The 13,623-nt window shown below is 69.9% G+C and carries 13 protein-coding genes; 8 read left to right on the forward strand and 5 right to left on the reverse strand.

Annotated features, from left to right (window positions below):
• Positions 1 to 27: 27 nt before the first annotated feature.
• Both PV762_RS02080 and PV762_RS02085 read left to right on the forward strand, forming a co-directional pair.
• Positions 28 to 1,221 (forward strand): acyl-CoA dehydrogenase, encoded by a 1,194-nt coding sequence (locus PV762_RS02080; RefSeq protein ID WP_421033358.1) that lies wholly within the window; start codon positions 28 to 30, stop codon positions 1,219 to 1,221.
• Between the two features lie 114 nt (positions 1,222 to 1,335).
• On the forward strand, positions 1,336 to 2,109 hold the full coding sequence (locus PV762_RS02085; protein ID WP_421033359.1) for a class II aldolase/adducin family protein: 774 nt from the start codon (positions 1,336 to 1,338) through the stop codon (positions 2,107 to 2,109).
• Positions 2,110 to 2,155: 46 nt separating this feature from the next.
• On the opposite strand, the gene PV762_RS02090 is transcribed toward PV762_RS02085, so the two are convergent.
• Positions 2,156 to 2,584: a CopD family protein gene (locus PV762_RS02090; RefSeq protein ID WP_421033360.1), complete on the reverse strand. Its 429-nt coding sequence runs from the start codon at positions 2,582 to 2,584 to the stop codon at positions 2,156 to 2,158.
• Complete coding sequence (locus tag PV762_RS02095) at positions 2,581 to 2,913, reverse strand: DUF3817 domain-containing protein (protein WP_421033361.1); 333 nt, start codon at positions 2,911 to 2,913, stop codon at positions 2,581 to 2,583. Before PV762_RS02095 ends, PV762_RS02090 begins: the two co-directional genes overlap by 4 nt.
• Before the next feature lie 275 nt (positions 2,914 to 3,188).
• On the opposite strand from PV762_RS02095, the gene PV762_RS02100 reads away from it, so the two are divergent.
• Together PV762_RS02100 and PV762_RS02105 are read left to right on the forward strand one after the other, a co-directional pair.
• A complete protein-coding gene (locus PV762_RS02100) occupies positions 3,189 to 4,118 on the forward strand; it encodes a GlxA family transcriptional regulator (RefSeq protein ID WP_421033362.1) in 930 nt (309 codons plus the stop codon).
• A gap of 110 nt (positions 4,119 to 4,228) precedes the next feature.
• Positions 4,229 to 5,212, forward strand: coding sequence for a tripartite tricarboxylate transporter substrate binding protein (locus PV762_RS02105; RefSeq protein WP_421033363.1), 984 nt, complete (start codon positions 4,229 to 4,231; stop codon positions 5,210 to 5,212).
• A gap of 84 nt (positions 5,213 to 5,296) precedes the next feature.
• Here PV762_RS02105 and PV762_RS02110 read toward each other — a convergent pair whose 3' ends face one another.
• Entirely contained in the window at positions 5,297 to 5,770 is a 474-nt protein-coding gene (locus tag PV762_RS02110) for a hypothetical protein (RefSeq protein ID WP_421033364.1), read from the reverse strand.
• A 58-nt stretch (positions 5,771 to 5,828) separates the two neighbouring features.
• A complete protein-coding gene (locus tag PV762_RS02115) occupies positions 5,829 to 6,152 on the reverse strand; it encodes a hypothetical protein (RefSeq protein WP_421033365.1) in 324 nt (107 codons plus the stop codon).
• A gap of 189 nt (positions 6,153 to 6,341) precedes the next feature.
• Here PV762_RS02115 and PV762_RS02120 point away from each other — a divergent pair, with 189 nt between their 5' ends.
• A complete protein-coding gene (locus PV762_RS02120; RefSeq protein ID WP_421033366.1) occupies positions 6,342 to 8,408 on the forward strand; it encodes an alpha/beta hydrolase family protein in 2,067 nt (688 codons plus the stop codon).
• A 75-nt stretch (positions 8,409 to 8,483) separates the two neighbouring features.
• Here PV762_RS02120 and PV762_RS02125 read toward each other — a convergent pair whose 3' ends face one another.
• On the reverse strand, positions 8,484 to 9,347 hold the full coding sequence (locus tag PV762_RS02125; RefSeq protein WP_421033367.1) for a LysR substrate-binding domain-containing protein: 864 nt from the start codon (positions 9,345 to 9,347) through the stop codon (positions 8,484 to 8,486).
• Positions 9,348 to 9,499: 152 nt separating this feature from the next.
• Here PV762_RS02125 and PV762_RS02130 point away from each other — a divergent pair, with 152 nt between their 5' ends.
• The 3 genes from PV762_RS02130 (at position 9,500) to PV762_RS02140 (ending at position 13,570) form a co-directional block, all read left to right on the forward strand.
• On the forward strand, positions 9,500 to 10,591 hold the full coding sequence (locus PV762_RS02130) for a putative 2-aminoethylphosphonate ABC transporter substrate-binding protein (protein ID WP_421033368.1): 1,092 nt from the start codon (positions 9,500 to 9,502) through the stop codon (positions 10,589 to 10,591).
• A gap of 31 nt (positions 10,592 to 10,622) precedes the next feature.
• Positions 10,623 to 11,735, forward strand: coding sequence for an ABC transporter ATP-binding protein (locus tag PV762_RS02135; protein WP_421033369.1), 1,113 nt, complete (start codon positions 10,623 to 10,625; stop codon positions 11,733 to 11,735).
• Positions 11,736 to 11,926: 191 nt separating this feature from the next.
• Entirely contained in the window at positions 11,927 to 13,570 is a 1,644-nt protein-coding gene (locus PV762_RS02140) for a putative 2-aminoethylphosphonate ABC transporter permease subunit (protein ID WP_421033370.1), read from the forward strand.
• Positions 13,571 to 13,623: the final 53 nt, after the last annotated feature.

Genomic DNA, 13,623 nt, shown 5'->3' on the forward strand with positions numbered 1-13,623 from the left:
GAACGCATTCAAGAACGGAAGAGACACATGAGCCACGCATCCAAGGCCGCGAAGGCGGCATTCCACTGGGACGATCCGCTGCTGCTGGACCAGCAGCTGACCGACGACGAACGCGCCGTGCGCGACGCGGCGGCGGCGTACTGCCAGGACCGTCTGACGCCGCGCGTGCTGGAGGCTTTCCGGCACGAGAAGACCGATGCCGCGATCTTCCGCGAGATGGGCGAGCTGGGTCTGCTCGGACCGACCATCCCCGAGGAGTACGGCGGCGCCGGCCTGAACTACGTCTGCTACGGCCTGATCGCGCGCGAGGTGGAGCGCGTGGACAGCGGCTACCGCTCGATGATGAGCGTGCAGAGCTCGCTGGTGATGGTGCCGATCAACGAATTCGGCAACGAGGCGACCAAGCGCAAGTATCTGCCCAAGCTGGCCAGCGGAGAGTGGATCGGCTGCTTCGGCCTGACGGAGCCGAATCACGGCTCGGACCCGGGCTCGATGGTGACGCGGGCGCGCAAGGTCGACGGCGGCTACGCGTTGAGCGGCAGCAAGATGTGGATCACCAACAGCCCGATCGCGGACGTGTTCGTGGTCTGGGCCAAGGACGACGGCGGGCAGATCCGCGGCTTCGTGCTGGAGAAGGGCTGGAAGGGCCTGAGCGCGCCCGCGATCCACGGCAAGGTGGGCCTGAGAGCGTCGATCACCGGCGAGATCGTGATGGACGAGGTCTTCTGCCCGGAGGAGAACGCCTTCCCTGACGTGCGCGGCCTGAAGGGGCCGTTCACCTGCCTGAACAGCGCGCGTTACGGCATCGCTTGGGGCGCGCTGGGCGCGGCGGAATTCTGCTGGCATACGGCGCGGCAGTACACGATGGACCGCCAGCAATTCGGCAAGCCGCTGGCGGCCAACCAGCTGGTGCAGAAGAAGCTCGCCGACATGCAGACCGAGATCACGCTGGGCCTGCAGGGTTGCCTGCGGCTGGGGCGGATGAAGGACGAGGGCACGGCGGCGGTGGAGATCACGTCCATCATGAAGCGCAACAGCTGCGGCAAGTCGCTGGACATCGCGCGCACGGCGCGGGACATGCTGGGCGGCAACGGCATCAGCGACGAGTTCGGCATCGCCAGACACCTGGTCAACCTGGAGGTGGTCAACACCTACGAGGGCACGCACGACATCCATGCGCTGATCCTGGGCCGCGCGCAGACGGGGATCGCGGCGTTCTGAGACACCGGGGCGGTCGCAAGCTGTCCTGAATGCGACAGCACCGCGATTGGTCCAGTAGCACGATCCGCCGCTGACCGGACCCGTTCGATGGTCCGGCGCGATCCGGAGACGATCATGGACGACATCACCGCCCGCATCCCTTCGCTCAAGGGCCTGGTCAGCGACGCCGAATGGCAGCTGCGCGTGGACCTCGCCGCCTGCTACCGGCTGGTCGCGCGATACGGCTGGAGCGACCTGATCTTCACGCACATCAGCGCACGGCTGCCTGGCGACGCGCATGAGTTCCTGATCAATCCCTACGGCCTGATGTTCGACGAGATCACGGCATCCAGCCTGATCAAGGTCGACGCGTCGGGCAACAAGCTGCAGGAGACGCCGTTCCCCGTCAACCAGGCTGGCTTCATCATCCATTCCGCGATTCACGCGGCCCGGCCGGACGTCGGCTGCGTGCTGCACACCCACACGCGCGCCGGCGTGGCCGTGTCGGCGCAGAAGGGCGGCGTGCTGCCGATCTCGCAGCAGTCGACCTTCGTGCTGGCCTCGCTCGCGTACCACGACTACGAGGGCGTCGCGATCCGGCCTGACGAGCAGCCACGGCTGCAGAACGACCTCGGCGACAAGATCTTCTACTGCCTGCGCAACCACGGTCTGCTGACCGTCGGCAAGACGATCGCCGACGCGTTCCTGTCGATGTACACCTTCGAGAGCGCCTGCCAGATCCAGATCGCGGCGCAGGCCGGCGGCGTCGAGCTGACGCCGGTCCACGACGCGATCATCCGCGGCACGGCCGAGGCGATGCGCGTGCAGACCGGTGGCCTCGGCGGCGCCTTCGTGTGGCCGACGCTGCTCCGGCAGGCGCAGCGGCAAAGTCCCGGCTTCGACGTTTGAAGCGGCCCGCCAGGTTGCCTTTTGCGTCACCCGCGGCAAATTCGTCTCAAGGCTTGATCGCCGCCAGCCATGCGATCGCGCTGAGCCCCGCGATCGCGATGGCCGGCGCATGACGCAGCCAGGCCGGGGCAGGGCGCTCGTGCCGCTCGACGTGCCGACGCAAGGTCGCCGCCAGCACGCCGTGCAAGCCCGACAGCGCCACGACGATCGGCAGCTTGGCGGTCAGCCAGAGTGCGCCGAACCAGCCGCCCCAGCTCGCCAGGCCGATGCCGAGGGCCCAGGCCGCCAGCATCGCCGGCGTGGTCACGCGCCGGTCCCAATGCAGGATGGCCGTGCCGAGGCGCTTCTCGTGGAGCAGCAGCACCGCTTCCCCGACGGGCCGCAGCGCGGCGATCGTCACGCCGAGCAACACCAGCCCACCCGCCCAGGTGAGCACCGCCGCGAGGTGCAGCCCCTTGATCCACAAGTACGTCATCGCGCCGCCTCGCGACCCAGCATGAACCAGCTGTAGAAGCCGCCTAACGGAATGAAGGCAGCGAGCAGCAATCGCCACGTGGTGGCGCCATCGACGGCGCGTTCCGTCCTTGCCTGCGCCAACTGCCAGCAGAAGACCAGGAAGGCCATGCCGTGCACGGGTCCCATGACAGACACCGCGATCGGCAGACCCGCCAGGTGCTTCAGGGGCACGGCGACCAGCAACAGCGCCAGGAGCGTGGAGGCCTCCAGCAGGCACAGGCGCCGGAGCATGGAGAGCGAGGGGATGGCGCCGGGGCGAGGCGGATGGGAACGGGACGAATGAGGCAACAGAAACTCCATGAGGTCCGTAGGAACAGGAGGATTCTTCCAATCGAACGCCGCCGTTGAAAGTGGCTGAAACGACCGCCTTCGACTGTTTTCGGACAAACCGATGGAGAATGATGAATCGTCGATGCCTCCCGCCTACGCCTCCCGCCTACGCCTCACGCCTACGCCTCACGCCCGGAGTTCTTCTGATGCCTGTCTTGCGATCTCCTCGCTCGCCGCCTCGAACTCCCTCTCCCGCACCGCGGGAGAGGGCGGGGGGTGAGGGCCAACGCCAGGTGGCCGTGCTCGCTCTGCCCGGCGCGGTGCCTTTCGACCTGACCATTGCCGGCGAAGTGTTCGGCCGCACCGTGCTGGACGACGGGCGCAAGGGCTACACGGTCACCGTCTGCGCCGAGCAGGACGAGATCGACGCCGGCGGCTTCACGATCGGGGTGAAGCGTCGCCTCGCGACGCTCAGGAGCGCACACACCATCGTCGTTCCGGGCATCGAGTCGCCGACGACCCCGATCAGTCCCGCCGTGAAGCGCGCACTCCTGGCCGCGTCCGAGCGCGGCGCGCGGATCGCGTCGATCTGCACGGGCGCCTTCGTGCTCGCACAGGCGGGACTGCTGAACGGTCTGCGCGCGACCACGCACTGGGCCGCCGCGCCCCTGATGGCGCAGCATCATCCCGAGGTCGACCTCGATCCTTCGGTGCTTTTCGTCGACAACGGGAAGATCCTCACCTCGGCCGGCGCGGCCGCCGGGATCGACCTCTGCCTGCACATGGTCCGCGGCGACTACGGCACGTCCGTCGCGGCGCGCATGGCGCGGCTGTCCGTCGTCCCGCTGCAGCGGGAGGGCGGTCAGGCGCAGTTCATTCAACCGTCCGACCTGCCGCCGGACCGCGACCTGCAGCCGGTGATCGCCTGGGCGCTGCAGCAATTGCACCGTCCGATCTCGACGACCGAACTCGCGGACCAGGGCTGCGTCAGCCCGCGAACGCTGCACCGGCGATTCCAGGAGCAGTTCGGCGTCGCGCCGGTGCAATGGCTGATCCAGGCGCGGGTCCGTCGCGCGCAGGAACTGCTCGAGACCGGCTCATCGAGCATCGAGCAGATCGTCGAGGCCGTCGGCCTCGGCTCGGCCGCGAATTTCCGGCAGCAGTTCCAACGCATCGCCGGGGTCAGTCCGAGCGCTTATCGGAAGAGCTTCGGCGCGCGCTGATCCTTAACTTCAAGGAACGAAAGAATGATCCCGCTCGACGTTCCGGGCGGCCGGGTCGCGCCTAGCATGGCGCGACCCCGGCGCACGACCGGGGCCTCACAGGAGACAAGATGATTCGCAGATCCCTGATCGCCTCGGGCGTGGCCGGCGCCGCGGCGCTGGCCGCGACGCTGCTGCCGGCCGTCGCGTTCGCGCAGACCTACCCGGACCGCCCCGTCCGTCTGATCGTGCCCTACGCGCCCGGCGGCAGCGCCGACATCGTCGCGCGGCTGATCTCGGACGAATGGGGCAAGGCGCTCGGCAGGCCGCTGGTGGTCGAGAACAAGGCCGGCGCGGGCGGCAACGTCGGCGTCGCCGAGGTGGCGAAATCCGCCGGCGACGGCTACACGATCGGCCTGCAGACGGTCTCGCTCGCGATCAATCCGGCGCTGACGCCGAAGATGCCCTACGACACGCTAAAGGACCTCGCGCCCATCGGCATGGTGGCGAGCTCGCAGCACGTGCTCGTCGTCAACGAGCAGGTGCCGGCGAAGACGGTCAAGGAACTGGTCGCGCTGGCGAAGAGCAGGCCCGGCAAGCTCTCCTATGCCTCGGCCGGCACGGGCAGCACCTTCCACATGTCGGCGGAGCTGTTCAAGGCGGTCGCGGGCGTGAGCATCGTCCACATCCCCTATCGCGGCGGCGGCCCCGCGCTGAGCGACACCATCGGCGGCCAGGTCGAGATGTCCTTCCCGGTGCTGTCGGCCGCGCAGGGGCACGTGCAGTCGGGCAAGCTGCGCGCGCTGGGCGTGACCGGACCGAAGCGCTCGCCGCTGATGCCCGACGTGCCGACGATCGCCGAGGCGGGCGTGCCCGGCTATTCCTTCGAGACCTGGTTCATGGTCTTTGCGCCGGCCGCCACGCCGCGGCCCGTCATCGACAAGCTGAACGCGACGCTGCACGCGGTGCTGACCTCGCAGGCGGTCAAGGACCGCATGGCGAAGGAAGGCTTCGAGTCCACGCCGTCGACGGCGGCGCAGGCGCGCGCCCGGCTGGAGAAGGAACTGCCGCAGTGGGCCAAGCTCGTGAAGGAGCGGGGGATCACGGCGGATTGATCGGCGCACGCTCGCGGCCCTCCGGGATCTCCGGGACCCGCGCGCGATCCGGCATCTGCTCCCGCGTGCCGGGTCTTGCGCCGCTCAGAGCCACACCCGTGGCCGGCGGCCGACGCTGGCGTCGACGAGCAGCTTGTGCGTCTTCTTGTCGATCGCCTCGGGCGGCACGTGGGCGAGCACGAGCCGGGCGAACTCCGGCAGACCGCCGAGGTTCGTCGACACGCGGGCGCGGGTGCGCGCCTGGTCTTCGAGCACGAACCACTTCATCGTCGGAGAGAAGCGCACGAGCCGCACGTCGGCCCAGCGCATCGTGCCTCGTCCGCCGAAGCGCCGGCCGAAGTCGATGGCATCGTCGGACAGCAGATGCCGGGCGAAGAAGTAGTCGGCGACCATGGGCAGCGCCATCAGCCCGAGCGCGACGAAGCACAGCGTGGTGCCGAGCGTCGCCGCAGGATGCTTGCCCGTGGCGAAGGACACCGCGGCGAGCCAGAAGAAGAACGCCGCGCTGAGCGCGCCGATCACGAGCGTGGTGATTGGGAGACGCAGTTGAATCGACATCGGTGGAGAGGCTCCGTGTGGCGGATGCGCGGTGCCGTCGACCGCGGACGCCGAGTATCTACGCCGCCGCCTTCGGCCGGACCCCGAAGTCGCGAGAGAACTCGCAGATCGACTGACCGGCGCGGGCAGCGGCCAGGGCGCGCAAAGCCGCTTTTGTCCGCTTGAGTTCCGGACGACCCCGTCCGAAGTACCACGCGGCCGCCACGCCGGGGATCACGACGGTGCCTGTGAGGACGGCGACGGGTGCTTGAACCAGCGACCACAGATACCAGGCGCCCAGGGACAGGGGGAGGCCCCACATCACCAGGGGAGCAGCAATCCGCCGCCAGCCGGAGGGCGACTCGGGACTGGCTTTCGGCATTCGGCGGGAGGGGATGCGCATCGGGCGATTCTCTGTCACGGCAAGCGGCGGATGTCGGCGCAAGAGCAGCGGGATGTCTTTCCCTCCGAAGAGGGCCTCCTGCTCCGGGACATCCCCCAGACCTTGCGCCCTTGTGCGCGGCTAGCATCCCTCGCCATCAGAAGACCATCCCCGGCCGCACGCGCGGCGCGGTGGAACAGGGAGTAGCTCATGACACCGATCTCCGCCGCGCGCCGCTGCGCGCTGTCGTTCGCCCTCACGCTGGGCGGCCTGCACGGCGCGGCCTTCGCGCAACCCGCGCCCGCGCCTGCATCCGTGCCTGCGGAGGTCTTCTTCAAGGAAGCCACGTTGCTGGAGGCCAAGCTCTCGCCCACCGGCAAGCGGCTGGCCATTGCCGCGCCCGGCGCCGCCGGTCGTCGCGTCGGCCTCTACGTGTTCGAGCTGGGCGCGAAGATCGAGGCCCGCCGCGTGGTCCAGTTCAGCAACGACGACGTCGGCACCTTCCAATGGGTCAACGACGACAAGCTGGTCTTCTCCGCCACCGACCGCCGCATCGCCTCCGGCACCCACTACCAGGCCAGCGGACTCTTCTCGGTCGCGGCCGACGGCTCCGGCGTGCGCCAGATCGTCCAGCGCGACAGCGACGGCGAAGGCGAACGCAAGGCCTTCGGCGGCGCGCTGACCTTCAACCATGTCCTGCTCGGCGTGCCGTTCCCTCATGCGGGCGAACCCGGCAACCGCGTGCTGGTCGGCCGTTACGGCCTCAACCGCTCCAACAACACCAGCGCCTACACGCCGTTCTGGCTCAACATCGACACGGGCCGCGCGCAGGCGGCGACCTTCGACGAGCCGCGCGGCGCGTACCGCTTTCTCTTCGACAGCCACGGCGAGGCCCGCGTCGTCCTGACCGAGCAGGAGAACGTGCGCACCGCCTACTGGCGCGCCCCCGGCGAGAAGACCTGGACCGAGATCACCCGCGGCGACCTGCTGGGCCTGCCCTTCGTGCCCGTCGCGGTGGACGACGGCGGCCGCCTGTTCGTCGAACGCCTCGAAGGCCCGCAGCGCTACACCGTGCTGACCCGTTTCGACTTCCAGACGAAACAGCCCGAGCCGCGCGCCCTGCTGAGCACGCCGGGCTTCGATCCGGAGCCGCAGGTGATCCTCGACGCGGGTCGCACCGTCGGCATCCGCTACCAGACCGACGCCTCGGCCACCGCCTGGTTCGACCCCGCGATGCGCGACTTCCAGAAGCAGGTCGACGCCCGCTTCACCGAGGGCGTCAACGACGTCCAGTGCGCCCGCTGCGGCAAGCCGGACATGGTCGCGCTGGTGCGCAACTACTCGGACCGCGATCCCGGGTCGTACTGGGTCTATCGCGCCGCCGCGCCCGAGTCGGAGCGCTGGTCGGCCGTCGGCCCGCAGCATCCGGACGTGGACCCGCGCACCATGGCCGGGCAGGAGCTGCATCGCATCAAGGCCCGCGACGGGGTGGAAGTGCCGGTCTGGCTGACCTTGCCCCACGGCGTCGCCCCGGACAAGCCCGCGCCGGCCGTGGTGCTGGTGCACGGCGGACCGTTCGTGCGCGGCCGCGTCTGGGACTGGGACGAAACGGCGCAGTTCCTGGCGTCGCGCGGCTACCTGGTGATCGAACCGGAGTTCCGGGGCAGTCAGGGCTATGGCGACCGGCATTTCCGCGCCGGCTACAAGCAGTGGGGTCAGGCCATGCAGGACGACGTCGCGGACGCCCTGCGCTGGGCACAGTCCAAGAAGCTCGCCACGGATCGCGCCTGCATCTTCGGCAGCAGCTACGGCGGCTACAGCACGCTGATGGGGCTGGCCAAGGACGGCGACCTCTACCGCTGCGGCATCGCTTCGGCCGGTCCCACCGACCTGATGCTGCTGCTCAAGGGCGATCGCTGGGTGGACGACGACCTCGGCAGTTCGTACCGGACCTTCCAGGCACCCACGGAGATCGGCGATCCGGTGAAGGATGCCGACATGCTGAAGGCCAATTCGCCGGTGCTGCTGGCCGACCGCATCCGCGCGCCGCTGATGCTGGTGTACGGCGAACGCGACCGCCGCGTGCCGATCGAGCACGGCGAGCGCATGCGCGACGCGCTGATCAAGGCCGGCCGCCCGCCGGAGTGGGTCACCTACCGCGGTGAAGGCCACGGCTTCGGCAACCTCGAGAACAGCGTGGACTTCGCCAAGCGCCTCGAAGCCTTCCTTGCGAAGAATCTGAAGGACGCGCCGGCGGCGCAACAGGGCGGGCAGTAAGCCGGCGCACACGGTCCTCGCCCGCGATCCTCATCCACGAGCCATCCCGGCGCGCCCTCGTGTGCGGCGGAGGCTTCAGTCCTCCGCCCGCACGCAGCCCAGCATCGCCGCCACCAGCGTGGCGGCCTGCCGCTCGCGCAGGCAGTAGAGGTACTCGCGCACCAGCGGCATGTCCTGCTCGAAGGGCAGGGCGATCAGATCCGGATGCCGGCCCGTTTCGTGCGCGGCGAAGATGCTGAGCCCCAGCCCGCGCACCACCGCCTCGCGCAGCGCCTCCCGGCTGGCGATCTCCATCTGCGCCTTCGGGCGCACAGCCGCGGCGTCGAGTGCCTGCTCGCTCAGCGTGCGCGTCATCGAGCCGCGTTCGCGCACCAGCAGTGTCTCCCCGGCCAGCGCCGCCAGCGGCACCGCCGCGCGACGCGCCAGCGCATGGCCGCGCGGCAGTAGCAGGACCAGCGGATCCGCGCCCAGCTCCACACGGTGCAGCCGCGCGTCCTCCTCCAGGTGGCTGGAGGTCGCCAGGTCCACCTCATAGGCCAGCAGCGCATCCACCATCTGCCGTGAGTTGCCAGCGGAGATGCTCAGCTCCACCAGCGGGTGCCGCGTCCTGAAACGCTGCGCCAGGGTCAACGTGTAGTACGGCGCCGTCGCGCCCAGCCGCAGCGTGCCGCCGCGCAGCTCGGCCGAGTCGCGCAACGCGAACTCGATGTCCAGCTCCTGCTGCAGCAGCGCGTCCACCTGCGGCATCAGCCGCCGGCCCGCGTCGCTCAGGCTGAGCCGGCCGCCGCCGCGGTGGAAGAGCTCCACCCCGTACTGCTCCTCCAGTGCGCGGATCTGCGTCGTCACCGTGGGCTGGGACAGCCCCAGCTGCTTCGCCGCGCCGGTGATGGACCCCAGCCGCGCCACGGCGAAGAAGGCCTTCAACTGGTTCACAAGCACGGCAGCCTCCCCGGATGGGACGGATCCCCCAAAACGGCCGGATCCCCCAAAACGGCCAATACCGGTTTCGGTGAACTTGGGGCGTCTGACGCGTCAATGACATATGCCATTCCTACAGTGTCCCCCATCGACCACCGCCCGCTGGAGCGCCCATGCCGACCCCCTCCCTGTCGACCACCCGGTCGAGTCCCTTGTCCACCGTCCTGCACGCCGCCGCGGCGCTGGCCCTGGCCGCGATCGCCGCGCTGACCAGCCCCGAGGTCCATGCCCAGGGGAGCCAGGGCGGACAAGGCAAGACCGAACTGCTGGTCTACAGCGCCCTCGAAGCCGACCAGATCAAGGCCTACAAGACCGCCTTCGAGCAGGACTACCCCGCCATCGAGCTGAAGTTCGTCCGCGAGTCCACTGGCATCGTCACCGCCCGGCTGCTGGCCGAGAAGGCCAACCCGCAGGCCGACGTCGTCTGGGGCCTGGCCGCGACCTCGCTGATGCTGCTGGACAAGGAAGGCATGCTCGCCGCCTACGCGCCCAAGGGCCTGGAGCAGGTCCGCGCGACGATGCGCGACCCGCGTCCGCAGCCGACCTGGGTCGGCATGGACCTGTGGTCCTCGGCGGTCTGCTTCAACACCGCGGAGGCGGCCAAGCGCAGCCTGCCGAAGCCGACCTCCTGGAACGACCTGACCCAGCCCGTCTACAAGGGCCTGCTGACCATGCCGCATCCGGCCTCCAGCGGCACCGGCTACCTGATGGTCTCCGCCTGGCTGCAGATGATGGGCGAAGCCAAAGGCTGGGCCTTCATGGACGCGCTCCACCAGAACATGGGCGTCTACACGCACAGCGGCTCCAAGCCCTGCCGCCAGGCCGGCGCCGGCGAATTCCCGGTCGGCCTGTCCTTCGAGTACCGCGCCAACAAGACCAAGAAGGAGGGCGCGCCCATCGACATCGTGTTCCCCAAGGAAGGCCTGGGCTGGGACGTCGAGGCCACGGCCGTCATGAAGACGACGAAGAAGCTGGACGCCGCCAGGGCGCTGGCCGACTGGGCCGTGACGCGCAAGGCCAACGAGCTCTATGCGAAGAACTTCGCCGTGCTGGCGCTGCCCTCCGTGCAGGAGCAGCTGGAGTACGTTCCTTCCGACCTCGACAAGCTGCTGGCGAAGAACGACTTCAACTGGGCCGCCGCGAACCGCGACCGCATCCTCGCCGAGTGGTCGCGCCGCTACGAGGCCAAGGCCGAGAAGAAGTGATCCGCCCCTGAGCCCGAGACCGGACCTCCCCATGCTGCATCTGCGCCAGATCACCAAGCGTTTCGGCACGCAGACGGTGCTGCAAGGCATCGACCTGGACCTGCCCGCCGGCGAGTTCGTGTCGCTGCTGGGCCCCTCGGGCTGTGGCAAGACGACGCTGCTGCGCGTCGTCTGCGGCATCGAGACGCCGGAGTTCGGCCAGGTGCTGATGCACGGCCTGGACATCACCGCCTGGCCCGCGTCGCAGCGGCGCTTCGGCGTGGTGTTCCAGTCCTATGCGCTGTTCCCCAACCTGACGGCGCGCGAGAACGTCCGTTACGGGCTCAACGAGATGCCCCGGCGCGAGGCCGCGGAGCGCGCGGAGGAGATGCTCGCGCTGGTTGGGCTGCTCGACCAGGCCGGCAAGTTTCCGGCGCAGCTGTCCGGCGGGCAGCAGCAGCGCGTCGCGCTGGCCCGCGCGCTGGCGCCGGGACCGAAGCTGCTGCTGCTCGACGAGCCGCTGTCGGCGCTCGACGCGCAGGTGCGGCTGGAACTGCGCACCGAGATCCGCGCGCTGCAGCAGCGGCTGGGCATCACCACCTTGATGGTGACGCACGACCAGGAAGAGGCGCTGGCGATGTCGGACCGGGTGGTGCTGCTCGCCAAGGGCCAGATCGCGCAGCAGGGCGCGCCGCGGCAGCTCTACGACCGGCCGGCGAGCGCGCTGGTGGCCGGCTTCGTCGGACGGATGAACTGGATGGATGGGCAGGTCGTCGCCGATGGGCGCGTGCGCGTGGGCACCACACTGCTGGGCTGCGACACCAGCGCCTACAAGACCGGCAGCGTCGTGCGCGTGGGCATCCGCCCCGAGGCGATCCGTCTGCTGGACGGGGAGGGCGCCATGCTGCGCGCCCGCATCGAGACGCTGCAGTTCCACGGCGCCGTCACGCAGGTGCTGCTGCGCTGCGAGGCGCTGGGGGTCGGATGCGGATCCGGTGCCGGTGCAGGCGCGGGCGCGGGCGCGGGCGTCGGCGGCGCGTTGATGCTGGAGATTCCCAGCGGCGAAGCCGCCGGACTCAGCGAAGGCGAGATGCGCGGCCTGCGCCTGCCGGCCGAGGCGCTGCAACTCTTCGACGCGCCGCTGTCGATGCGGAGGGCGGCGTGAGCGTCGAGGACGTCCCAGGCGCCCGATGGCCCCCTCTCCCGCACCGCGGGAGAGGGCGGGGGGGGAGGGGCGGCGTACTGGCACCACCCTCACCCCAACCCCTCTCCCGCAGTGCGGGAGAGGGGCTTCCGGAGAGCGTCTCGAACGCGGCGGGAACCGGGCTTCCCAAGCGCCGGCGCGTCGAAGCCTGGGTGTTGCGCGCGCTGCTGGCCGCCGGGCTCGTCGCGCTGGCCGTGATCATCCTGCTGCCGCTGGTGTCGCTGCTCGCGCAGAGCGTGCTCGACGGGCAGGGCCGTTTCGTCGGCGCGTCGCATTTCATCGCCTATTTCTCGACCGGTCGGTGGCTCGCCGCGTGGAACAGCGTCGCGCTGTCGGCCGTCTCCGCCGCCGTCTGCGTCGCGCTCGCCTACGGCTATGCCTGGGCGCTGACGCACACCACCTTGCCGGCCAAGGGGTTGTGGCGAGCACTGGCGCTGCTGCCGCTGCTCGCGCCGTCGCTGCTGGCCGCCATCGGGCTGGTCTATGCCTTCGGCAACCAGGGCCTGTTGAAGGGGCCGATGCAGGCGCTCGGCATCGACAGCATCTACGGACCCGCCGGCATCGTGCTGGGATCGGTGCTGTGGACCTTCCCGCACGCGATGCTGATCCTCGTCACGACGCTGTCCAGCAGCGACGCGCGGACGATTGAGGCGGCGCGCTGCCTCGGCGCCGGGGGCTGGCGCGTCTTCCGCACGGTGACGCTGCCGGCCAGCCGTTACGGGCTGCTGATCTCGCTGGTGGTCGTGTTCGTGCTGGTGCTGACCGACTTCGGGGTGCCCAAGGTCGTCGGCGGGCAGACCGCGATGCTGGCCACCGACATCTACAAGGAAGTCGTCGGCCAGCAGCGCCTGGACCGCGGCGCCGTGGTCGCGATGCTGCTGCTGTTGCCGGCGCTCGGCGCCTTCGGGCTGGAGCAGCGCCTGCGCGCCCGTCAACGCGCCGTGCTGAGCCTGCGCGCCGTCCCTCATGTCCCGTTGCCGAGCGCAGCACGGGACCTCGCCGCGCTGCTGTACTGCGCGCTGATCGCCGCGGCGCTGGTCGGCGTCTTCGGCATCGCGGTCTACGCGTCGTTCGCGCAGTACTGGCCGTATCAGCTGACGCCGACCTGGTCCCACTACCAGTTCGACATGAGCGACGGCGGCGGCTGGGCCAGCTACGGGAACTCGCTGCGTCTGGCCGCGTGGACCGCGGTCGTCGGCGCGGCGTTGAGCTTCCTGCTGGCCTGGCTGGTCGACAAGCCGCGCGGCGTCGTCGCCGCGCGCGGCGCGCTCAACGCGCTGGCCACGCTGCCGATGGCGGTGCCGGGTCTGGCGCTCGGCCTGGGCTACATCCTGTTCTTCAACGCGCCGTGGAATCCGCTGCGCGGCTGGTACGGCGGGATCGGCCTGCTGGTGCTGTGCGCGGTGGCGCATTACTACTCGGTCGCGCACCTGACGCAGCTGGGCGCGCTGCGCCAGCTCGACCCGGAATACGAGCGCGTCGCCGAATCGCTCGGCCTGCCGTTCTGGACGCACCTGCGCCGCGTGCACCTGCCCATCGCGATCCCGACGCTGGTGCAGGTCGCGGGCTACTTCTTCGTCAGCGCGCTGACGACGGTGTCGGCGGTGGTGTTCCTCTACTCGCCCGACACGACGCTGGCCGCGATCGCCGTGCTGGCCATGGACGACGCCGGGGACACCGCGCCGGCTGCGGCGATGGCGACGCTGCTGTTCGTGACCGCGGCCGTTGGGCGCGGTGTCATCGGGCTCGTCGGGCATGTGCTCATACAACGCACCCAGCGGTGGCGCGCGCGATAGTGTTAGGAACGCCGCAGCACTTCCACCGCCGCTGGCAGTAAGAACGGCGTATT

The organism is Mitsuaria sp. CC2 (assembly GCF_048957715.1).
GTDB lineage: Bacteria > Pseudomonadota > Gammaproteobacteria > Burkholderiales > Burkholderiaceae_C > Roseateles.